Raw genomic sequence first — 21,103 nt, forward strand, 5'->3', positions numbered from 1 at the left:
GGAGGGGTTATAAGAGGTGGCTCCCTCCCTGCGGGATCGTAATGTCGCGGGTTTCGCCGCGGCCCTGTAAAAATGGATTTATAGAATTATTCCTTCGAATGCCTCCCCTACGGGGGGGCGTGCCGCTCGAAGATCGACTCTGTAGAATTCAGCATGAGCCCCGGACTCACGCATAGGGAATGAATATTCATGGGGATGAAGATAGGAATAGGAAGGCAGACGCCCGATCATTCAGGAGATGCATCTGCAATATAGCTCTGTAGAATTCCTCAGGTTTGCCATCTCTGCAGGGGAAGATAGGGGAACGCAGTTGAATCGCGCGTGCACCCAGAAAAGGTGAGGGGTTACCATGAAAATGATCCTGAAGATCATATCTCCTGGATCATAGAAGGGTTTGAATCCACCATACACCTTCGGGACTAATACGCAGAGTGCGGACCCATCTCCTGCATGATCGGCCCTCTTCCTTCCCGCCCTTATCGCCATCCCGGGGGTCAGGGGGCAGCGCCCCCGGCACGAGGGTATGGGAAGGCGTGATGATCGTGGGTGCCGTCTCACGCCGGGGGTTGCACCCCCCGGAACCCCCCACGACGAAGATATGCAGAGGGCGGCGATGAAACCGGATCTTCCAGATCCCCAATCGCGAGGAGAAAGATCCTCTTAAACTCTGTAGCGCTCCTCAGAACGATTTTCATCGCGTATACTTGAACCCCACCCTCATGCCCGATTCTACAGAGTTGAAGACATTTTTGTCCATCGTCTCGCGCCAGGGGAAGACCCCACCCTTGAGCCCCTGGAATGGGGATCGGCGGGGGGCGGCGATCTGGTGATCTTCCCGCATGGTGTCCTGCTCTGAAAGAGGGACACAGAGCGGTGCATGACCTCAAGACCCATGATCATGTTCATCTCGTATGCGTGGATCCCAGGATTCATCTCTGATTCGAGAGAGCCAAAAATCCAGGGTTTTTTCACGTTTGTCTCGTGCGCACCCTGCCACACGACAGGGTAGAGGATTGCAACACCCTCTTCATGTCGGTCAATCCCGTCTTCCCTGATGCGGCGGCCTATGGCGAGGAGGAAAGGGGAGTTCAGGCCCCCTGGAAAAATGGGTATTCGAGATCTCGCGTGACCCCCCCGTGCGATTCTGGTGTGACGCGCCGGTCTGGCCCTGGTCAGAGATCATGGAGGACTCCTGGAGATGGATATATAGTTCCCGAAACCCACCTGTGAGTACATGCTGTCTGCCGATGACCTTGGGTTCATCACCGGAACACTGGGCCGCGCCCTCACCGACGTGGAATCCGCGTGCTTCGAGAACCTGTGGAGCGAACACTGTTCATATCGTTCGACCAAGTCTGTTCTCAAGACTCTCCCGACCGAGGGGGAAGACGTAATCCTCGGACCAGGGGACGATGCTGCGGTCGTCCGGTTCTCCGACGACCTCGCGGTCGTCGTCGGGATGGAGAGCCACAACCACCCGAGTTATGTCGATCCCTATGACGGGGCGGCGACCGGGGTCGGCGGGATCGTCAGGGACATCATCTCGATGGGTGCCCGCCCCATCGCCCTGATGGACCCCCTGTATTTCGGGTCTCTCGACGGGGAGAAGACCAGGTACCTCTTCGAGCACATCGTCGGGGGTATCGGGGGCTATGGCAACTGCATCGGCGTCCCGGTGGTCCGGGGCGAGACAGTCTTCGACCCTTCGTACCAGGGCAACCCGCTGGTCAATGTCGTCTGTGTCGGTGTCGTGGACCCTGACCACTACCTCACCGCACGGGTGAAGGCGCCAGGGAACCGTCTGGTCCTCTATGGATCGTCCACCGGGAGGGACGGGCTTGGCGGGGCCTCGTTCGCGTCACGTGATCTCTCAGAAGATTCAGAAGCTTCAGAGCGGACAAGTGTGCAGATCGGCGACCCCTATACCGAGAAACTGCTCATCGAGGCAACCTGCGAGATGGCCGCCACCGGAAAGGTCCTGGCCTGCCGCGACCTCGGGGCCGCCGGGCTCGCCGGGGCCTCCTCTGAGATGGCGAGCAGTTTCGGAGCGAAGATCGTTGCAGACAGGGTCCACCTCAGGGAAGAAGGCATGAATGCGGTCGAGATCATGCTTGCTGAGTCGCAGGAACGGATGCTCGTCGAGGCTGCTCCCGAGGACGTCGCCCTCATCGGCGCGATCGCCGAGAAGTACGACCTGCGCTGGAGCGAGATCGGGGAGGTGATCGCCGAGCCGCGCTATATCGTTGAGTTCGAGGGGACGGTGGTCTGCGACCTTCCTGTCGACCTCCTGGTCGGCGGGACACCAGGGTGTGCCCTGCCAAAGACGCCAAAGGCCCCGGACACCACCTACACTCCGCCTGAGGGCGCGCTCAAGACCCTGGCCCTTGCCGTCCTCTCGCACCCTGACGTCGCCTCCAAGGAGTGGATCGTCGAGCAGTACGACCACCATGTGCAGCTGCGGACCGTCTCCACCGATCACGACGCAGGAGTTCTGCGCCTGGGTGACGCCGCTCTGGTCCTCTCGTGCGGGTGCAACCCCCGCCAGATCGCCCTGGCGCCCTACGAGAACGCCGCAAATGCGGTCTACGAGAATGCGGCGAACCTCGCCTGCCTCGGCGCCCGGCCTCTCTGTATCGTGAACTGCCTCAACTTTGCCAGTCCCTCTCATCCTGAGGTCTTCTGGGAGATGGAGCAGAGCGTGCTCGGCCTCGGCGACATGGCCCGCGCCCTCGACGCCCCGGTCGTCGGCGGAAACGTCTCGATGTACAATGAGAGCGACGAGTTCGGGACCGAGATCAAACCGACCCCGACGATCGGGATGGTCGGGAAGGGTCCGGTCCGCCGGTGGACCGCTCCTGCGGCCGGCGACCGCCTCGCCCTTGTCGGGGCGACCGGGGCGCACCTCGGCGGGTCGGTCCTGGACGCGGTGACCGGATGCGGCGGTGCGGCCCCGCCAAAGGCCGACCCGGCAGTGATGGAGAAGGTCAGGGACCTGGTGGCGGCCGACGCCCTCACCGGGGCGACCGACCTCTCGAAGGGCGGACTGATCGCCGCCCTGGCCAAACTTGCGCCCGACGCCGAGGTCGCGATCACTGGCGACGACCCGCTCGTCGCCCTCTTCTCAGAGACCTACGGACGGTTCCTCGTCGCGTTCAAGGACGAGGCGGCCCTCGAAGGCCTGGAGTACCAGGTCATCGGCACCGTCGGCGGCGAAGGCCTGCGCCTGACCGTCGGCGACGAGGCGTTCTCCCTCTCGCGCGAAGAGATCGAGGAGGCCCGCACCTCGATCACGCGCCTGATGCGCTTCTGATCACCCGGGCCAGTCTCTCTGGTCCGTCCCCTTTTTTCAGGTCCTTCGCGGAGGCATGAAAAGTGCCGACGACGCTCAGCCCACGCGCTCCGAGGGCTTTTGAGAGTTTTTCCAGGGCCCCCCCAGGCACGGCGCCGCTCGTCGCGAAGGCTACCGCCGTTTTTCCCTCGCAGTTCCTGAGTCCGGCAATGATCGCGTGCGCGGCAGGGGTCGGGTTCCCGGCCCAGACCGGTGTCCCGATCGCGACGAGGTCATATGCCCCGACATCGATCTCGGCGGGTTCGATCTCGGCCTTCTCCCCGCGGCGCGCCCGTGGCGCCCCCTTGAGATACATCATCACCTTCGAGTAATTGGCGCGGTCCCTGACTTCGACCAGGTCTGCCCCGACGATCTCGGCGGCACCTTTCGCCAGGGCGCGGGTCTGCCCGGTGCCAGAGTAAAAGATCATGCAGGTCTTCATGGAGGAGTCCTTGACTGGCAGGGGTATGAGGGTTGCGGCGGGGCATGCTCGTGTTGGGGATGAAGCAAAAGCACGCTTCAGGCATACCTGACGAAAGTCTCAGATTACGGCTCTGTAGAGAGCCTCACCTCTTCTGGGTGCACGCGTGATTCTCTCACCTCCGCTCCTGAATCTCGCCGGGGGCGCGGCCCTCGAACCCCGGGAACGGAGATTGGGCCGGGAAGGCGTATTCGAAATCTATGAAGAGAGTCCCGTCCGCGATCTACCGTGTGGCGGGGGGTCTGGGGGGTCGAGAACGCGGCAAATGTTCTATGAGCATATCCCAACACTTTTCCTGCCCTCCCCTACCCAGAAGAGAGCAGGAGATATAGTGAAGAAGTCCTCTCCTTTTCGTTGCGGGTCCATGCATGCATTCATGCCTCCCCCCCACCGCGCCGGGGGCCCTGCCCCCGGGCCCCCGGGATGAAGATAGGGTGGGAAGGCAGAGTGATGATCGTGACGATGGGATGCGGACCCCTGCCGCTCTTCATTAGCGGGGGGTCCGGGGGGGGCACGCCCCCCGGTGAAGGATGGGGCGTCGCACTCCAGGAAGGAAAGTCTTCAGTTCAAGACGATGGTCAGGTCTCAGGGGGTTGTGGGATCTGCTCTATGGTTAAGGGCGGCAGGGGAGTGGTGTTCCTACTGGTGTCCTGCTCTGAAGAACACCGTGAACGTGATCTCTCATTTGATCGCCAGGTCTCCCGCGAGCGGACAGGGAGGCCTCCTGATCGACGACGACGCCCCTGACTGACCTCTTCACCTTCGCACCTTCGCACCTGGTTCGTACCCGGCGAGCGCGAAGATGGCAGCCCGGAAAGAACCTCAGTCCTGACTGGATTTTGGTACTGGAGTACAGAGAGAGAAGTGTGTACAGTTCCCCCTGGTAATTCGCACACGATCCAGAGAACACCCGGCACCCATGGTGGCCAGGTGTACGGGGAGAAAATGCGAATGAGTGGGGGAAACCTGGCACGCACGCCTGGTCGACCGATCAGACGCGGCATATGCGTTTTATTCCAGGGGTAAACCAGGTGCGAAGAAAAAAAATGACTCTCCATGGGGCGGAAGGGTCCATCTCTCTGAGGCTATCCCAGAACTCTCCTGCTTCTCTCTCTGAAGATCGAGAGAGATGATGGTGGAGAAGCCCTCGCCTCTTCGTAGCGCACACATGCATCCATGGCCTTCCCCCCACTGATGAAGAGTGGCCAGAGATCGCATTCCCCTCTTCATGATCATCTCTTTCCCTCCCGAGAATTTTGGGATATGTTCATAATCTATTCTACCTTCCCTGTCCGCTCTTCGTCCCAGGAGTCCAGGAGTAGCACCCCGGCGAGAAACTATGGGAGGGGAGGGAGGTGCGTCACGCTCGTACCCGGGAGAGGTGAGGGTTTCTCTAGGGCCGATCTATTCGCTAAAAAATAATGCCGCCCCTCACTTCTTTTTGAACTGCGGCATCACACCCCTGATCTCCGCCCCGACCACCTCGAGGTCGTGCTCCTCGTCGGCGCGGGTCAGGGCCGTGAAGACCGGGCGGTTCACCTGGTTCTCCAGGATCCACTCCTTTGCAAACCGCCCATCCTGGATCTCCTCGAGCACCTCCTGCATCGCCGCATAGACCTCAGGTCCGACGACGCGCGGCCCGCGTGTCAGGTCGCCGTACCTGGCGGTGTTCGAGATGACCCCGCGCATCTCAGAGAGCCCTCCCTCATAGATGAGGTCGACGATGAGCTTGAGTTCGTGGCAGACCTCCAGATAGGCCATCTCAGGCGCGTACCCGTTGGCGACCAGGGTCTCGAACCCGGCCTTGATCAGGGCCGAACACCCGCCGCAGAGCACCGCCTGTTCCCCGAAAAGATCGGTCTCGGTCTCCTCCCTGAAGGTGGTCTCGAAGACCGCCGCCCGCGTCGCCCCGATCCCTTTCGCATAGGCAAGGGCGACGTCCCTCGCGTCCCCGACGGCGTCCTGTTCGACGGCGATGAGCGCCGGCACGCCCGCGCCCTCCTCGTACAACCGCCTGACCAGGTCGCCCGGGCCTTTTGGCGCGACCATCACGACATTCACGTCTGGCGGGGGGACGATCTGTCCATAATGGATGTTGAACCCATGGGAGAACATCAGGGTCTTGCCGGCAGAGAGCCCTGGCCTGATGGACGCCAGATAGGCCCGCGCCTGCTCCTCGTCAGGGAGGAGGACCTGAACGACGTCGGCCTGCTGGACCGCGTCCGCGACCTGGAAGACCTCGATCCCGTCTTTGATGGCGTTTTCCCAGCTCTTTCCCGGCCTCACCCCGACGATCACATCGAGGCCCGAGTCCCTGAGGTTCAGCGCCTGTCCGCGCCCCTGGGACCCGTAGCCAATGACTGCAATCCGTTTTCCGGCCAGCACGCCCAGGTCGGCGTCTGCGTCAAAGTACTTCTCAACCATCTGCACCACGCGCTTAGTGCTATCGAAGTCCATAAATAACTATAGTGGGTACCTAAAATTACTACAAATTGGCGCTTTTCGGTTCTCTGGACGGCGTCAAACCGAAAATAAAACTACTTTCCAATGATTGAGGGTAATGAGAATGGATCTGCCTGATGTACAGTCGACGTGTCCGGATGTCAGAATCAACCTGACGCGGGTCGGCGTAAAGAATGTAAAAAAGCTCGTTGAAGTGTCCCGCCCCGAAAAGCGTCCTGTCGTTTTCATCTCTAATTTCGACGTATATGTCGACCTCCCCGGAAGCCTGAAGGGTGCGAACCTCTCCCGCAACTTCGAGGTGATCGACGAGGTACTCCAGGAGGCCATCGACGGAAAGGTCACCGAGATCGAGGAACTCTGCAGCGTTGTCGCGAGAAAACTCCTTGACCACCACGAGTATGCAGAAAGAACCGAGATCCAGATGCGCAGCGAGTTTATGGTCCGCCGCGAGACCCCGGTCTCCAAGACTGGGTGCCATGAAGTCGTGAAAGTCTATGCACGTGCCGTTGCAAAGAGGAACGGGGGCAACCCGATCATCAGGAAGAGCATCGGTGCTGAAGTGACCGGCATGACGGCCTGCCCGTGTGCTCAGGACATCATGAAGGACTATGCGGTCCACGTGATGCAGGACCTCGAGGTTGAACCAGAGAAGATCGACGCCTTCTTTGAGAAGGTGCCGATGGCCACGCACAACCAGCGCGGGCGCGGCTTCCTCTGTATCGAGACCGATGATGAATCCCACGTCTCCCTGGAATCAATCATCAACCTGCTCAAGGCCTCGATGAGCGCCTCGATCTATGAACTCCTCAAGCGCGGCGATGAGAATTATGTCGTGATGCAGGCACACTCCAATGCCCGCTTTGTCGAGGACTGCGTCCGCGAGATGGCCAGGAGGGTGGTCCAGGAATTCGGCGACCTGCCTGGCGACTCCGCGATCCTCGTGCGTCAGACCAATGAGGAGAGCATCCACCAGCATGACGCCTACGCCGAGCGGAAAGCGACACTTGCCGAGCTCATCAACGAGCTGAACGGCGAATAAGTATTTTTTGACGCGGGAGAGGCCCTTTAGAGGAGGGTCTCTCCTGGCGGAGGATGGCACACTCCTCTTCAGGAACTTCGAGTGCGCCCCGGGGTGAGTGTGAGTCATCCGCCTTCCCCCATCTGCGTATCTGGGAGCGGCCAACCTTCCTCCAATATGCGCCATCCTGGGGATTTACTATGTGGTCATCCCAGAATTTTTCCGCCCTCCTCCTCACTGATGAGCGCGATGGATGACAATGAAGAGATACCTGCTTCTCCATGCCGGAGATTCTGCCCTCGACCCTCAGGATGGGGACAGGGCCGGGAAGGCAGAGAAAAATATGCTCACTCTGCCCTCCTCCCCATCTTCATCCCTGAGCTCAGGGGGCGCCGCACCCCCAGCATTGATGGTGGGGGAGAGCAGTGAAGTGCACACGGTCTCCACCGATACTCCGGTTCTGGAAAAAGAGAAAAAGCACGCGGCGAGAAATTGATATCGCCTATGCGTGGACCAGAGGTTCATGCCGGATTCTACAAAACTTTTTTCTGCGAACTCTCGCATCCCCTCGCCTGTTCAGACAGGGGCAGGACCACCGCGAGGACCGCCGGCCCCTCCCCTCCCCAGTCGGTGAGCGGGATATACCACCTCTGCTCGCCTTCCTCGCTCTCATCCCTGACTGGTGTGCCCTTCTTGAGGGCCGCCCTGATCTCTTCTGGGGGTGTGGCCGCGGGCTCGATCTCCCCTGGCCTGACCACGAGGTGATCCGCCGCCGCCTGCGCCAGCACCTGGACGACACTTTTCAGGTCATGGCGCGCCGACTCCAGTGCCCTCTCCAGGTCTCTTCTCTCGGTGATCTCGTTGCCGATACAGGTCACCCCTTTGAGCCGTCCGTCCGGTGCATATACAGCATGGTTGGTCCAGGAGAACCAGAGGCGCCTGCCGTCCCTGGTGACAGTCTCGTTCTCGCAGGTCTGGAATTGCTCAGGGGCGGTGCAGATCGAGTGCACCAGGGCCCGCAGGTCGCGGCCTGAAGACTCCACTTCCGGAGTGATCAGGCCGACCACGTCCCTCCCGATCACCTCCTCCCTGGTGTAGCCGAAGCACTGCTCGGCAAAGGCGTTGAGAAACAGCACCCTGCCCTCGGGGTCAAGGGAGAGGATGACCGAACTGGCCTGCTCGACCAACGCCCTGTACTCTTCTTCGCTCCTCCTGAGTGCCATATCTGCCTCGACAAGGGGGCCGATATCCCTGACTGCTTCGATCGCCCCGATCCGCTCTCCGGTATCATCGAAGAGTGCCGTGGCTTTCCCCCATACATGGACCCCTGCCCCCCTCTTTGCCGCCGGACAGTAGGCACTCCCGACGACCGTGTCTCCCAGGCGTTCAAACTGGAGGTAGCCTGGCGGCGGTGCGTCTCCAGTTCCGACCAGGTCGAGGAGGACTGGACGGCGTTCGCCATAGAAGGGGACGGCATAGGCATGTCCCCCCTCCCCGATAATCGCTTCTTTCCTGACCCCTGAGATCTCCTCCATCGCCCGGTTCCAGGCAACCACCTGCCCGGCCGCATCGACGACGACGGTGGCGTCGGGAAGAAATTCGATGATATCGGCGAGTTGCCGGTTTGTCCGTCTGCTCTCTTCCTGCGCCTCGCGCTCAAGGGTGATGTCCCTGAAGAACGTGGCAACCTCATGCACGGTTCCGTCCACGACCCTGACCGGGGTCATGGAGACTTCGAAGATCTTCCCACAGGCCCGCACCTCGCTCTTCGCCGGCCGCCCCTCCCGCAGGACCCCCTCCTGCATCCCGTCAAGGGCGGCATAGAGGGGACCTGCCTCGTTTTTTCCAGTCCGCTTGAAGAACCGGCCTGCTCGCTCGTTGACCGCGAGCACCTCTCCCTCTGGATTGGTGAGGACCACCAGGTCGAAAGAAGCGTCAAGCAGGGTCCGGGCCCGTTCCCGGCTCCTCTTCAGGGCCAGGCGGGCATGTCGACGGTGGAGGGCCACGGCGGACTGGCGGATGAACGCCTCGATCACCGCTCTTTTCCTCGTGACCTCCCCCTGATCTGCCAGGACCACCACATTCCCCAAGAAGGTCTCGTGCGAGATGAGGGGGGCGTACATGTGCCCCTCCCCTCCGTACCTCATCTCTGCAGCAGGGTAGCCGGGCAGGGAAACCTTCTCGTAGAGCCGACTCTCTCCATATGCCCTGATCTCTGGCGTCATGGGATAGTGGCCCCCATACAGTCCGTGAGCCCGCCCCTCGTCCTCTCCCTCACTCTCCATGACGGCTTCGACAGAGAACTCCCCCTCTTCACGGGCATATGAAGAGACGACGACCGCCGCATCAGGGAGAAGTGTCTGGATCTGTCTGCCGATGAACCCAAAGATCTCGTCGTCGTCCTCCATCTCGACGAACGCCATCGCGGTCCTTGAGAGGAATGCGGTCTCCTCAGTATGGAGTCTCTGCTCCTCTTCGGCATGTTTCTGGGTGCTGATGTCCCTGGCGATGGTGGAAGCTCCGACCACCCGCCCCCCTTCATCTCTCACCGGCGAGACCGAGATGGCGACATCGACCCTGGACCTGTCCTTCCTGAACCGGACCGTTTCGAGCCGGTCGATACTTCTGCCCACCTCGATCTCCTCCTGGACAGTCTGAATTTCGTCTTTTTTTTCGGGTGGGACGAGGCGGTCAAGGGTCTGCCCCATCATCTCGTGTGAAGTGTATCCGTACAATCGTTCAGCGCCCTGGTTCCATGACACTACTTTTCCGTCAAGGTCTTTGCCGATGACGGCGTCCTCTGTCGACTCGACGATGTTGGCCAGGAAGGTCCGCACCCTCCAGGTCTTTTTCATTTCGGTAAGATCTTCCAGGATGATCGTCGTCCCGTGTCCTCCCTCCTCAAAGGTGGTCGGGAGGATCTTGGCCCTGAAGATGCTCTCATCCCCCCATGCCACCTCAGGGACCACCACCTCGCCGATGGGGCGGTCCTCAAGGACCGAGAGCACCAGGGGGGTGGTGATGATCGGGAGACCGGACGACGTAACCGGGGTTCCAAGGAGGTCTTCCTTCTTCATTCCTGAGAACGAGAGGAACGGGGCATTGATCTGGAGGACCCGGGCCTCGTCATCAAGGACTACGATCAGATCACTGGAATATTCAAGGAGAGCGGAGATGGGAAGGCGCTGGGAGGCGGTGTAGACCTTGGCAGCCCCATAGGTGCGCATCTCTGCCTGGCCCGAGATCAGGAGCATCTCAAGGTACTTTGCGACAGAGTTGCGGTTCAGCCCCACTTTTCGTGAGATGTCTGAGATACTCAGACCTTTTGGATTCTGGCGCAATATTCGCCTGATATCCCTGAGAATTTCTGGTCCATCCCCCATATGTGCCGGGACATATACCGGCATTCTTAATTTAAATTCTTTTGTGGCGATCTGCGTTATTTTGTGCGCGTTCCCTGGAATCATCCTGATTTTTCCAAATTCTATTTGAACGCTCTCTAGGAGATCAGGTATGGCAACGGATCTCTGAATCGTTTTCAGAATATTTCATGATATAAATGGTATGTTTCTGTTTTTACCCGCAATTGTATCATATTATTCATTATAATAGATTTTAGGGCGGAGTTCATATTTTATTCGGCAGATATTATGAGGCGGGGGCAATATTATCGTATTGTGCGAGAATACTCAATCGAAGTCTGTTCGTTTTTCCTGATATTTTGTAAAGCCCTGGTTTTAAATCGAAAGCTATAACTAAACGCTTGAGGTAATTGCTTCTAACGTACTTCTGTGGTACGTGTCACACCTATTGCACAGGTTCGAAAACATAAGTATCGCTGTTTGAACAATCCGAATCGAAATGAGGCGATATATTTGTCGAAAGTTGTAGAGATTTCCCCAACCACGAGGCACGAGGGCCACACCAAACTCGTGCTCAAGATAAACGACGAAGGCATCGTCGAGCGTGGTGATTGGCTCAGTCTGACCCCTGTACGGGGCATTGAGAAACTCGCCGTAGGCAAGTCGATGCACCAGGTGCCTAAGATTGCCTCCCGCGTGTGCGGTATCTGTCCGATCGCCCACACGCTCGCGGCTACCGAGGCAATGGAAGCGTCGGTCGGCTGTTATGTCCCAGAAGATGCAATGCTCCTGCGTTACATCCTTCAGTGTGCGAACAGGCTACACAGCCACGCCCTGCACAACATCCTCTCCCTGCCCGACATGTACCTGCCGGGTACCGACACCAAGATCAACCCCTTCACTCCTGAAGAACCAGTCCGCTCGGTCGCCCTGCGGATCCAGAAACTCCGTGAAGTCGGGCAGACGGTCGGCGAGATCGTCGGCGGTGAGGCAATCCACCCGTCCAACCCCCGTGTCGGCGGGATGTACAAGAACATCACCCCACGGGCTAGAGAGAAGATTTACGACCTCGCGAAAGAGGCCCTGCCTCTTGCCCGCGACCACATGGAGTTCATGATCTCAGTCTTCAAGAACTTCCAGAACAGGGACACCGTCGAAGTCGGCGGCATGGAAGTGCCGGTTCCCGACACCTTTGGGTTCCACAACCAGGGCTACATGGCAACCGCCCCGGTCTACGGCAGTTCCAGCCTTGACGACGACCCGACCTGGTTCCCTGAGCGCTGGACTGAGGTCAGGCCCTGGGACTGGTACATGGGCGAGACCGAGATCGATTACGACGAGCCCAACTACCCGATCGGGGGGACCACTCCGGCAGGCAACAAGGCCTGGCCGCAGATGGAGGCCTGCATGGGCGTGCCCCTGTACGACGGCCAGCCGGTCGAGGTCGGGCCGCGTGCCCGTATGGTCCAGTACAGGAACTTCGACCTGAAGGGCGCGATGGGCCTCCAGATCGCCCGGCAGATGGAGTACATGGACTGCATCTATGGCATGATGGAAGCGGCCGACGCACTCAACACCTCAGGCAAGGTCCTTGCCGACGAGATCCCGCAGGGCGACGGCACCCTTGGCTGGGCGGCCAACGAAGCCCCGCGTGGCAGCGACGTCCACCTTGTCAAGGTCAAGGACGGCCGGGTCCGCTGGTATTCATTGCTTGTCCCGACCACCTGGAACTTCCCGACATGCAGCCGGGCACTTGAGGGTGCACCATGGCAGCTCGCCGAGGTCATCGTCCGTGCGTATGACCCGTGCGTCTCCTGTGCGACCCACATGCTGGTGGTCAACGAAGACAAGAGGATAGTGGCTCAGAAACTCATCGAGTGAGAGTTGCACGCATGCTGTTCCGAGAGATCGTGGTGGTGGGATGTGGGAATCCACTCTTTGCCGACGATGGCTTTGGCCCTGCAGTCGTTGAAGAACTGCAGAAACTTGACCTGCCAGAGAAGGTCAAGGTGATCGACGGCGGCCTGGGTGGCCCGCACTATCTTTTTACTCTGATGGCGCACTCCGACGAACCGGTCAAAAAATTGATCGTCGTCGATATTGCTGACTTCGGGGGAAAACCCGGGACACTTGTCCGCCTGACACCCGAAGACCTCCCTCCCGGCAGTTACCGGGACGTCCACTCATGGAATATGGTCGAGCCACTCCAGTTACTCAAGGACCGGGTCGAGATCGCGATCATTGGATGCCAGCCAAAGCGTGTGACCGAACCCAATGTTGAATTGGGTCTCTCGGATGAGGTTGAAAAGGCCATTCCCAAAGCGGTACGTCACGTACTCAAAGAAATTGGGGTGGATGATGGGGCTACTATCAAAGTTAAAGCAGATCTTGGGGAGGAAGGAACGACCCCGGCCCAGGGAGGCCCATAAAGGTGCGGTTGAGCCGGTAACGGCGGAGACCAGGCCTGAAATGAAGCCATCTGAAGGGAAGGGATCAACAAAGGGAGTTCAGAAACCCACGCCCGCTCCGGCGACACGTCCTGAGCCTGTAAAGGTTTCAAAAGAGGATACGGTTGCTGAAAAGCCTGCTAAAACGGTTGAAGCCAAAACAGAAACGGCACAACCGACACCCAGACCCAGAATGAAACCTTCCGAGATCGATGTGGAAAAAAAGGTGGAAAATACGAAGGAGGAAATGCCTGTGGTAGAGAAGATTACCGTAGGACACGTGCACCTGAGTGGCTGTACCGGGTGCCTTGTGTCCTTTGCAGACAACTACGAAGGTCTCTTCAAGATCCTTGATGATTATGCAGACCTCGTGTATGCACTGACCCTTGTGGATGTCAGGCAGATCCCAGAGATGGACGTCGCCCTTGTCGAGGGGTCGGTCTGTCTCCAGGACAAGAGCTCAGTGGAAGAGATCAGGGAAGCCAGGGAGAAGGCAAAGATCGTCGTCGCCCTTGGTGGCTGTGCGGCATACGGGAACATCACCCGGTTCTGCCGCGGTGGCCAGTGGAACCAGCCTCAGATGGAGTCGTACGTCCCGATCGGTGAACTGATCGACGTCGACCTGTACATCCCTGGCTGTGCACCTACTCCCCAGCAGATCAGGAACGTCTGTATCATGGCTTACCTGCTGCTGAAGGGGACCGACGAGCAGAAGGAGCTCGCGGGCGCCTATCTCAAGCCGCTCATGGACCTTGCCCAGCGCGGCGACGAGGCATGCGGCTGCGACCTGATGTACGACGTCATCAACCAGGGCCTGTGCATGGGCTGTGGTTCATGTGCGGCGGCATGCCCGGTCCGTGCGGTCAGCATGGAATATGGCAAGCCAAACATCGACCGTGACCTCTGCATCAAGTGTGGCGCCTGCTATGCCCAGTGCCCGAGGAGTTTCTTCAACTTCGATGTGATGAACGAGTTCGAAGGAATTTCAGAACTCATAAAAGGAGTCATGGAGTGAGGTGAAAGAGATGGTACTCGGTAATTACAAGTCTGTGGTTGCGGCACGCAGCACTGACAATGAGATCCTGAAGGGTGCCCAGGACGGCGGCATCGTCACCCAGCTCTTCGCGTACGCGCTTGAAGAGGGGATCATCGACGGCGCCATCGTCGCAGGGCCTTCTGACGAACCCTGGAAGCCAGAGCCGGTCATTGCGACCAGCAAAGCAGAACTTCTCGCGGCCCGCGGGACCAGATACACCCTCTCCCCGAACATCTCCCTCCTCAAGGAGGCGACCCGCAGTTACGGTCTTGACCGGATCGGTATCGTTGGCACCCCGTGCCAGATGCAGGCGGTCCGCAAGGCCCAGCTCTACCCGATCGGGATGCGGGACGTCCCTGACAAGATCGCCCTTGCAGTCGGGATCTTCTGTATGGAGAACTTCCCGTACCAGGGTCTTGAGGCGATGGTCGAGGACCACTGCAATGTCAAACTCGAGTCGGTCAAGAAACTCGACATCGGGAAGGGCAAGTTCTGGGCCTACACCGAGCGCGGTGCGGTCGCCCAGATCCCGCTCAAGGTTACGCACAAGTATGAGCAGCCTGGCTGTCATGTCTGCCTGGACTATGTCTCCAATCTTGCGGACGTCTCGACCGGATCGGTCGGCGCCCCAGACGGCTGGAGCACGGTCTTTGTCAGGACCAAGAATGGTGAGAACGCCTGGTCGAAGGCAATTGGTGCAGGATGCTTCGAGACCAAGCCTATCGAGGAGGTCAAGCCAGGTCTTGACCTTGTCAAGAAGCTTGCGACCGACAAGATCACCAAGAACCAGAAGACTCTGGATGAACGTGCGACCTTTGGCGTGGGCAAGGGTCTGCGCAACCCTTACCTCTAATCCTATTTTTTGCACGTCCTTGAATGGGCCGGAAGGGTGCAGGTCGGCTGCAGTCTTCTGTCTTCTTGCGATTAGATAGATTTCGAACTCTCAAAAACTTTATATAGTTTCACTCGTGTAGGTCCGCGACGGGGGACATGCTTGATATGACAACACAGATCTCGTTTGACGATCTCGTGGAGATGCCTTTTTTTGAGGGGATTGTGGCACTGGCACTGGCACAGATGGGCGAACTCACGCTTGTAGTCGGGGAACGACCTGCTCGATCAGATCAGGTGGAGAAAATGGTGGATGAGATCGTCAGGACACTGAGGCCAGAGGATATGCCCCGCGTCCAGGCCTGATTCATCCCTGGTAGATGGTCACGGGATCGATGGTCGCGTCGATGAGGAGGTCGAAGGTGATTCTGTCGGTCCATCCGGCCTTCTCGAACATGCTCATGAAACAGACCCCGACAGGTCTGGCCTGCGGGTAGTTTGCAAGGATGGCGGCGGTCTCTTCTGCGCTGACCTCGATATTGGGCATCGCAAGTCCGCCCATGATCACGACCACCTGCGGCTCCAGGGTTCCAGCCTGGTCACTGATCTGCATCCCGATCCCTGGTGCGGGCGTGATCTCTCGCGCCTTCTCTTCGTCGAGGAACGGAACGAAGACATGTTTTAAGGGGAGTTTCCTGACGGCAAAGGTCAGGAGTTCGATGAAGGGGGTGCAGGTACCTGGACAGCCATAGTAGACGATCTGCGCGCCTTCGGGGAGGCCTGCATTGTCAAGATACTCTTTGAACGGCCTGAGTATCCCTGGGACTCCTTTGAGGTGTTCTTTCGCGTTCATATACAGAGATCCCCCGGGAATATATTAATCGTGGCGTTGTCTTTATGCGAGTATCATCTGACCGAGAAAGACGACGGTGATGATGGTCATCGAGATAAAAATGATCCCGCCGATAAAGAGGAGTGCCTGGTTGAATTTGCCATTTTTGGATGTTTTTTCATCCATCGCACCCTCGTTTGACTGGAGAATAAATGAAGGTGTTGGATTGATCCTCTCCAAAAGGGCTAATTGTGGATGAGGTCAATGATGGAAGGATGGCAGAGAAAAGGCTGCTCCGTCCCAGGGAAGGGCGGATGATTGCGGGGGTGTGTGCGGCGCTTGGAAACTACTTCGGTGTCGACCCGACATGGGTCAGGATCGCCTGGGCAGTCCTCACCCTGATCACGCAGATCATTCCGGGGGTCGTCCTCTATATCCTCGCCGTGATCATTATCCCTGAGGAGGAAGAAGGGGAAGAAGGCGTCCTTGATGCAGAATATGCGATAAAGGAGGAGAAAAAAGTCTGAACCCTCCCAAAAATTATTTTCCTTCACTGACCCTAGGAGTCGGTGATGACATTCCGGTACGCCGCCAGGATGGGGAAGACGTCCCGGTCTTTTATCAGGGAGATCCTGAAAGTCACTGAAAACCCTGAAGTCGGTTCTGTAGATATTCTCTGGGCAGGTATCTGTGGCGGGGAGGCGTGCCGCCTCCTGGTCCCCCCGCGAGCGAGAGGCGGTGGCCGGCATTACGCTCTTCATGACGATTGAGTGTGCCTTCCCGGCCCTATCTTCATCCGTGGGGTCTGGGGGCAGCGCCCCGGGCAAGAAGATGAAGGAAGGTGGTTGGACCACGCTCGCACCCAGAAAAGATAAGGGTTTCTACGGGGCCCTGAAGTCATCTCTTTTGCCGGAGGTTTCCAAATCCTGGCCTTATTCAGGTTGATGAGATTGAAAAGGCGGCCCGATTGGTCTTTGGATCCAAGGATGCCGCCGCCCTCCAGTACGCCGCCACCGAGGGGCATCTGCCTCTCAGGGAGTTCATCGCCGGGCGCGACAGGCAGAGGCTCGGGCTTGAGGTCGGGCCCGAGGAGATCCTCATCACCAGTGGTTCGCAACAGGCCCTCGACCTTATCGGCAAGGTCGTTCTTGACCCAGGCGATGCGGTGGCGACCGAGCGTCCTGGATATCTGGGTGCCATCCAGGCCTTTTCCCTCTATGAACCCCGTTGCTGTCCTGCCCCTCTCGAAAAGGACGGACCTGACCTCGGTGCCCTGGAGAGGGGGCTCGATGAGCAGGAGGTCAGACTCTTCTATGGCGTCCCAAACTCGCAGAATCCCTCAGAGATCACCCCGTCGCGGGAGAAAAGAGAAGATATAACGTCTCTCCTCGACGGAACCGGCACGCTCTTTGTCGAGGACGACGCCTATGGCGGACTGCGGTTCTCAGATCGTGCTATGCCCCCGGTAAAGAGGTATCTCCCTGATACGACGATCCTGACCGGGTCCTTCTCGAAGGTCGCGGCGCCGGGACTGCGTGTCGGCTGGATCTGTGCGGAACCTGCGATCCTTGAGCCCCTCGTTGTGGCGAAGCAGGCGTCAGACCTCCATTCCAGCACCCTTGACCAGAGGATTCATCGCCCGATATCTTCTGAACACCGATGTCGATGCGCATGTCAGGGAGATCTGCAGGGTCTACGGTCGGCACTACGCTTTGATAACCGCCCTGATCGATGACCTCTTCCCTGACAATGTCGTCCGCACCGATCCAGATGGCGGAATATTTCTCCTAGTGACCCCCCCTCCTGATCTCCTCAATGACGCTTTTCGAGCGTGCCCGTGCCGAGCAGGTCGCAATCCTTCCTGGCCTCCCGTTTTATGTGGACGGCGGCGGGGAGCATATGGTCCGCCTGAATTTTTCGAACGCCGATGAGGAGAGGATCACCGAGGGAATGCACCGCCTCGCGCGAGCCATCGGCGTGTAGATCAGGCAGGATCTGTGGACCCCCTATAGAGCCAGTTCCGGTAGACGATCGGGGTGATCACCGTCGTGAGCAGACTCATCATCACGATGGCCACATAGACCCCCTGGTCGATGAGCCCCTGGTTGAGCCCGATGAGGGCGACGATCATCGCCACCTCTCCACGCGGCACCATCCCGAACCCGATGATCAGCGAGTTCCTGGTGCTCACCCCCTGGAGACGTGCCGGGATGCCGCAGCCGATCAGTTTGGTGATGACGGCCATGACAGTGAGGGCGATGAGGAAGAGCATGATGTCTGGAGTGAGGGCGTTGATATCGACGAGGATCCCGAGCGAGACAAAGAAGATCGAGGCGAAGATGATGTGCAGGTACTCGGCCCCCTCCTTGAGGTCGCGGGAATGGACGAGGTCGACGCCTTTGAACGAGATCCCGGCGATGAAAGCCCCGATGATCGCCGAGATCCCGACGAACTCGGCTCCCATCGCGAAGAAGAAGGCGGCGGCCATCGCGGTGATGAAGACGAACTCAGGGTAGCGCCGTGCGAACGGGGTCCTGTCAATCCATTCGAGGAGGGGAGCGACCAGTTTGATCCCGACCGCTCCGGCGACGACAATGAAGGCGAGGTCTTTGAAGACGGTGGTCGCCACCGTAAGCAGGGAGAAAGTACCTGAGACCACATCAACAGAGACCGAGAGGGCAATGAGGGAGAGGACGTCGTCGATGACTGCGGTCCCGATCACCGCCCTGGCCGCGGCGCTGTTCAACTGTCCCATCTCCTTGAGGACATTGGCGGTGATCGCGATGCTCGTGGCGGTCATTGCAGTCCCGACAAAGACCGCACTCCCGAAGGGATATCCCATCGCCTCTGCAAGCCAGAACCCGCCGATCCAGGGCACCGCCACCCCAAAAAGTCCGATGACAATATATCGCCGGTCAAGAAGGTCCTTGAGATCGAACTCCAGGCCGATGACAAAGAGGAGGATCACAGCCCCGAGGGCGGCAAGACTCCTGACAAAGTCGGTATAAGTGATGAGAGCAAGAAAACTCGGGCCCACAATGAGGCCGACCAGGATCTCGCCGACGACGGCAGACTGGTTGATCCTGGATGCCACAAGGTAGCCGGTGAGCGCCACAAAGAGGAGCAGGCTCATCTGGAACTCGATGGTCGTCTCGATCCCGGTGCTCATGGAGAGGAGTGAGACTTTCGGGTATTAAAGGGGTGTGCCCTCTCTCTTTCGTGTCTGGCCAGGAACGATATCTCGTCCCCACGATGAGCAGAACGAGAAAATGGCTTGAAAACATTTAGGAATTTCAAGGATGGATCTCTCTGCGGCGAAATGACCATTTGAAAATCAGAGATATTTTCTGCGGACAATATCCCGGGACTTTCTGGATTATGCATATCCCCCAGAATTAAAACACTCTTTCCGTCAGGGGCGTGCCATCCCCGGACTCCTGGAATGAAGATTGGGGGAGGGCCACACCTTCTCTTCATGATCTTCTCTCTGCCTTCCGTCCCATCACAATCCAGGGAGTCCAGAGGCACTCGTCCCCGGCGCGGGCGGATGGGAGGGGGATGGATGCATGGGTACACAAAGAAGAGAAAAAGTTCTCTCATCTATCATCTCTCTCTTCTCCAAGAGGAGAACTGGGGCGTTTTGCGATACCCTCATCCTCAATGACGTTTGCACCCCATGTCTTGCATGGAGATCAGGTCAGGAAGACAGGGGGCCGATCATCTGGACGGTCATTCTGTCCCATGCGTATCAATCCAGAAAGAGATCGATGAGGGAAACCCTCCTCCAGATCTATGGGGCCAGACATCGGCTCCATAGAATTCTGCATGAAGCGAGATCGCACCTCATGCATATGTGATGAAAATTTCTCATGGCTTGATCTCCCATATGAAGACAGGAAAATCGGTGAAGGGCTCTACAGATCCCAACTTTCGAGATCATTTTCAAAGCCTTTGCTCTTCTTGAGCGCGGGTGCCAGGGGGGCGGCGAGGGCGATTGTTCCCCTGCTCGCCTTTCTGGTCGTGAGGAACAAGATCAGGGGAGGGGGGCCAGGGGTCGTGCTCCTCCAACCTCGCCGAGCACGGTCAGGCAGGTCCCGCCATTGCCCAGGTGGCAGACCGCCACCGTCTCGGTGGTGAACTGATAGGGGAGCGGGAGCCTGGTGTCCTGATCTCCTGCGTCCCCGACCCCGAGAGTGATATGCGGCGAGTAGCGGTCGCCGGCATGGGCGGCCCTGAACTCCCTGATATAGTCGAGGAACCCGCGGTCGGGCACCTCGCCCTTCCTGACCGCAAGCATTCCGGGTGCGGTCTCGCTGAGGGCAAAGGGGGTGAGGCCGTGGACGACCTCGTCGTGGAGTGCCCGCAGGGGGGGTGCCGGGGCGATATCAAATCCTGAGACCGGATGGCCGGGTGCGGTCATGACACTGGAGACCCCGGTGAGGGTGAGACTGAGAGGCCGGTGCCGGCCCCAGATCTCTGCAAGATCGTCACAGACCGCGGTGAGGTCGGCGGCCCTGATCGGTGCCATGGCAAGGGTGATATGGGCGATCCCTCCACCCGGGCCAAGGAGGACGCCCCGGTCACGGCTCCGCCTGATCAATGTCCTGTTGATCCGGCCGACCTCGCTCCGGATCTCTGCTGGCGGGATAAGGGCAATATCAACGGCGATCGTCTCTTCATCCTGGTGCATGGAGGTAGAGATCTCCTCTGAGATGATATGCTTTTCCTGCCCCTTGCCCGGGCCACAAACTACTTTACTTCCCACTCCGCAGGTTGGGTATGTCAGAGCAGGCAGCACATGGGAGCACGGTCACGCTTCATTACACCGGTACCCTTGAAGACGGCCGCATATTCGGGACTACCACCGGGGGTGCCCCGCTGGTCCTGACGATCGGGGGGGGCGAATATCTCCGGGCCTTCGAGGAGGAACTTCTCGGGATGGTCGCAGGAGAGAAGAAGGCATTCACGCTTGATCCTGAGAAGGCCTATGGCGAGTGGCGGGAAGGGCTCGTGGCCGAGGTGCCTCGTTCGGCCTTCGGAGAAGGCCCGGCGCCTGAACCTGGCGCCAGTTTCCTGGCAGAACTCTCCGAAGGGGAGAAAGTACCGGTGAGGGTGGCGGCGGTCACCGAGGAGACGGTTGTCATCGATGCCAACCACCCGCTTGCAGGAGAAATCCTCTGTTTCGAGGTCGAGGTCGTGGCGATCTCGTAAGACCTGGGCCGAGATTTTTCCCTCTTTTTGCTCTATGTCCGTCCCGGAAGTCTCCTGGTGCCTGACCGCTCTCTCAAACCAGAACGCACCTCCC

The 21,103-nt window shown here is 58.9% G+C and carries 18 protein-coding genes; 11 read left to right on the forward strand and 7 right to left on the reverse strand.

Features of this window, described 5'->3' with window-relative positions; translation table 11 throughout:
* The first annotated feature begins 1,234 nt into the window (after nt 1-1,234).
* A complete protein-coding gene (gene purL / locus J2129_RS10290) occupies nt 1,235-3,310 on the forward strand; it encodes a phosphoribosylformylglycinamidine synthase subunit PurL (RefSeq protein WP_209630779.1) in 2,076 nt (691 codons plus the stop codon).
* On the opposite strand, the gene J2129_RS10295 is transcribed toward purL, so the two are convergent.
* Nucleotides 3,288-3,770, reverse strand: coding sequence for a flavodoxin (locus J2129_RS10295; RefSeq protein ID WP_209630780.1), 483 nt, complete (start codon nt 3,768-3,770; stop codon nt 3,288-3,290). The genes purL and J2129_RS10295 overlap by 23 nt on opposite strands.
* 1,470 nt (nt 3,771-5,240) lie before the next feature.
* Nucleotides 5,241-6,233 carry a ketol-acid reductoisomerase gene (gene ilvC / locus J2129_RS10300; RefSeq protein ID WP_209630781.1) on the reverse strand — a complete coding sequence of 331 codons (993 nt, stop codon included), beginning with the start codon at nt 6,231-6,233 and terminating at the stop codon, nt 5,241-5,243.
* Nucleotides 6,234-6,375: 142 nt separating this feature from the next.
* On the opposite strand from ilvC, the gene mptA reads away from it, so the two are divergent.
* Nucleotides 6,376-7,311, forward strand: a complete 936-nt coding sequence (gene mptA / locus J2129_RS10305) for a GTP cyclohydrolase MptA (RefSeq protein WP_209630782.1) — start codon at nt 6,376-6,378, stop codon at nt 7,309-7,311.
* Nucleotides 7,312-7,823: 512 nt separating this feature from the next.
* On the opposite strand, the gene J2129_RS10310 is transcribed toward mptA, so the two are convergent.
* Nucleotides 7,824-10,544, reverse strand: coding sequence for a PAS domain S-box protein (locus J2129_RS10310; RefSeq protein ID WP_209630783.1), 2,721 nt, complete (start codon nt 10,542-10,544; stop codon nt 7,824-7,826).
* A 621-nt stretch (nt 10,545-11,165) separates the two neighbouring features.
* Between J2129_RS10310 and frhA the strand changes: the two genes are divergently transcribed.
* The 5 genes from frhA to J2129_RS10335 all read left to right on the forward strand — a co-directional run bounded on the left by frhA (nt 11,166) and on the right by J2129_RS10335 (nt 15,332).
* On the forward strand, nt 11,166-12,533 hold the full coding sequence (gene frhA, locus J2129_RS10315; protein WP_209630784.1) for a coenzyme F420 hydrogenase subunit alpha: 1,368 nt from the start codon (nt 11,166-11,168) through the stop codon (nt 12,531-12,533).
* A gap of 11 nt (nt 12,534-12,544) precedes the next feature.
* On the forward strand, nt 12,545-13,081 hold the full coding sequence (gene frhD / locus J2129_RS10320; protein WP_209630785.1) for a coenzyme F420-reducing hydrogenase, FrhD protein: 537 nt from the start codon (nt 12,545-12,547) through the stop codon (nt 13,079-13,081).
* A 271-nt stretch (nt 13,082-13,352) separates the two neighbouring features.
* The gene (gene frhG / locus J2129_RS10325) at nt 13,353-14,114 is read left to right on the forward strand and encodes a coenzyme F420 hydrogenase subunit gamma (RefSeq protein ID WP_209630786.1); all 762 of its coding nucleotides are present in this window, start codon (nt 13,353-13,355) and stop codon (nt 14,112-14,114) included.
* Between the two features lie 10 nt (nt 14,115-14,124).
* A complete protein-coding gene (gene frhB / locus J2129_RS10330; protein WP_209630787.1) occupies nt 14,125-14,988 on the forward strand; it encodes a coenzyme F420 hydrogenase subunit beta in 864 nt (287 codons plus the stop codon).
* Between the two features lie 146 nt (nt 14,989-15,134).
* Entirely contained in the window at nt 15,135-15,332 is a 198-nt protein-coding gene (locus J2129_RS10335; protein WP_209630788.1) for a hypothetical protein, read from the forward strand.
* Nucleotide 15,333: 1 nt separating this feature from the next.
* Here the strand turns inward: J2129_RS10335 and J2129_RS10340 are convergent, their stop codons facing one another.
* Both J2129_RS10340 and J2129_RS13170 read right to left on the reverse strand, forming a co-directional pair.
* Complete coding sequence (locus J2129_RS10340; RefSeq protein ID WP_209630789.1) at nt 15,334-15,819, reverse strand: DUF2124 domain-containing protein; 486 nt, start codon at nt 15,817-15,819, stop codon at nt 15,334-15,336.
* A 42-nt stretch (nt 15,820-15,861) separates the two neighbouring features.
* The gene (locus J2129_RS13170) at nt 15,862-15,984 is read right to left on the reverse strand and encodes a hypothetical protein (RefSeq protein WP_281069803.1); all 123 of its coding nucleotides are present in this window, start codon (nt 15,982-15,984) and stop codon (nt 15,862-15,864) included.
* Between the two features lie 89 nt (nt 15,985-16,073).
* Between J2129_RS13170 and J2129_RS10345 the strand changes: the two genes are divergently transcribed.
* The 3 genes from J2129_RS10345 to J2129_RS10355 all read left to right on the forward strand — a co-directional run bounded on the left by J2129_RS10345 (nt 16,074) and on the right by J2129_RS10355 (nt 17,781).
* Nucleotides 16,074-16,325 (forward strand): PspC domain-containing protein, encoded by a 252-nt coding sequence (locus tag J2129_RS10345; protein ID WP_209630790.1) that lies wholly within the window; start codon nt 16,074-16,076, stop codon nt 16,323-16,325.
* 440 nt (nt 16,326-16,765) lie between these two features.
* Complete coding sequence (locus J2129_RS10350) at nt 16,766-17,533, forward strand: PLP-dependent aminotransferase family protein (protein WP_209630791.1); 768 nt, start codon at nt 16,766-16,768, stop codon at nt 17,531-17,533.
* Nucleotides 17,534-17,613: 80 nt separating this feature from the next.
* Nucleotides 17,614-17,781: a hypothetical protein gene (locus tag J2129_RS10355; RefSeq protein WP_209630792.1), complete on the forward strand. Its 168-nt coding sequence runs from the start codon at nt 17,614-17,616 to the stop codon at nt 17,779-17,781.
* Between the two features lies 1 nt (nt 17,782).
* Here the strand turns inward: J2129_RS10355 and J2129_RS10360 are convergent, their stop codons facing one another.
* Nucleotides 17,783-18,967, reverse strand: coding sequence for a cation:proton antiporter (locus J2129_RS10360; protein ID WP_209630793.1), 1,185 nt, complete (start codon nt 18,965-18,967; stop codon nt 17,783-17,785).
* Nucleotides 18,968-19,831: 864 nt separating this feature from the next.
* A complete protein-coding gene (locus J2129_RS10365; RefSeq protein ID WP_209630794.1) occupies nt 19,832-20,488 on the reverse strand; it encodes a 2'-5' RNA ligase family protein in 657 nt (218 codons plus the stop codon).
* Nucleotides 20,489-20,577: 89 nt separating this feature from the next.
* Between J2129_RS10365 and J2129_RS10370 the strand changes: the two genes are divergently transcribed.
* Complete coding sequence (locus J2129_RS10370; RefSeq protein WP_245320736.1) at nt 20,578-21,009, forward strand: peptidylprolyl isomerase; 432 nt, start codon at nt 20,578-20,580, stop codon at nt 21,007-21,009.
* The last annotated feature ends 94 nt before the right edge of the window (nt 21,010-21,103 follow it).

It is taken from the genome of Methanofollis sp. W23, assembly GCF_017875325.1.
In the GTDB taxonomy this organism is placed as follows: Archaea; Halobacteriota; Methanomicrobia; order Methanomicrobiales; family Methanofollaceae; genus Methanofollis.

What these genes read in the sequence shown, in the direction of transcription:
- purL (WP_209630779.1), top strand. Translation starts at nt 1,235, where the DNA reads ATGCTGTCTGCCGATGACCTTGGGTTCATCACCGGAACACTGGGCCGC.
- J2129_RS10295 (WP_209630780.1), bottom strand. Translation starts at nt 3,770, where the DNA reads ATGAAGACCTGCATGATCTTTTACTCTGGCACCGGGCAGACCCGCGCC.
- ilvC (WP_209630781.1), bottom strand. Translation starts at nt 6,233, where the DNA reads ATGGTTGAGAAGTACTTTGACGCAGACGCCGACCTGGGCGTGCTGGCC.
- mptA (WP_209630782.1), top strand. Translation starts at nt 6,376, where the DNA reads ATGGATCTGCCTGATGTACAGTCGACGTGTCCGGATGTCAGAATCAAC.
- J2129_RS10310 (WP_209630783.1), bottom strand. Translation starts at nt 10,544, where the DNA reads ATGCTCCTGATCTCGGGCCAGGCAGAGATGCGCACCTATGGGGCTGCC.
- frhD (WP_209630785.1), top strand. Translation starts at nt 12,545, where the DNA reads ATGCTGTTCCGAGAGATCGTGGTGGTGGGATGTGGGAATCCACTCTTT.
- frhB (WP_209630787.1), top strand. Translation starts at nt 14,125, where the DNA reads ATGGTACTCGGTAATTACAAGTCTGTGGTTGCGGCACGCAGCACTGAC.
- J2129_RS10335 (WP_209630788.1), top strand. Translation starts at nt 15,135, where the DNA reads ATGACAACACAGATCTCGTTTGACGATCTCGTGGAGATGCCTTTTTTT.
- J2129_RS10340 (WP_209630789.1), bottom strand. Translation starts at nt 15,819, where the DNA reads ATGAACGCGAAAGAACACCTCAAAGGAGTCCCAGGGATACTCAGGCCG.
- J2129_RS13170 (WP_281069803.1), bottom strand. Translation starts at nt 15,984, where the DNA reads ATGGATGAAAAAACATCCAAAAATGGCAAATTCAACCAGGCACTCCTC.
- J2129_RS10345 (WP_209630790.1), top strand. Translation starts at nt 16,074, where the DNA reads ATGGCAGAGAAAAGGCTGCTCCGTCCCAGGGAAGGGCGGATGATTGCG.
- J2129_RS10355 (WP_209630792.1), top strand. Translation starts at nt 17,614, where the DNA reads ATGACGCTTTTCGAGCGTGCCCGTGCCGAGCAGGTCGCAATCCTTCCT.
- J2129_RS10360 (WP_209630793.1), bottom strand. Translation starts at nt 18,967, where the DNA reads ATGAGCACCGGGATCGAGACGACCATCGAGTTCCAGATGAGCCTGCTC.
- J2129_RS10365 (WP_209630794.1), bottom strand. Translation starts at nt 20,488, where the DNA reads ATGCACCAGGATGAAGAGACGATCGCCGTTGATATTGCCCTTATCCCG.
- J2129_RS10370 (WP_245320736.1), top strand. Translation starts at nt 20,578, where the DNA reads ATGTCAGAGCAGGCAGCACATGGGAGCACGGTCACGCTTCATTACACC.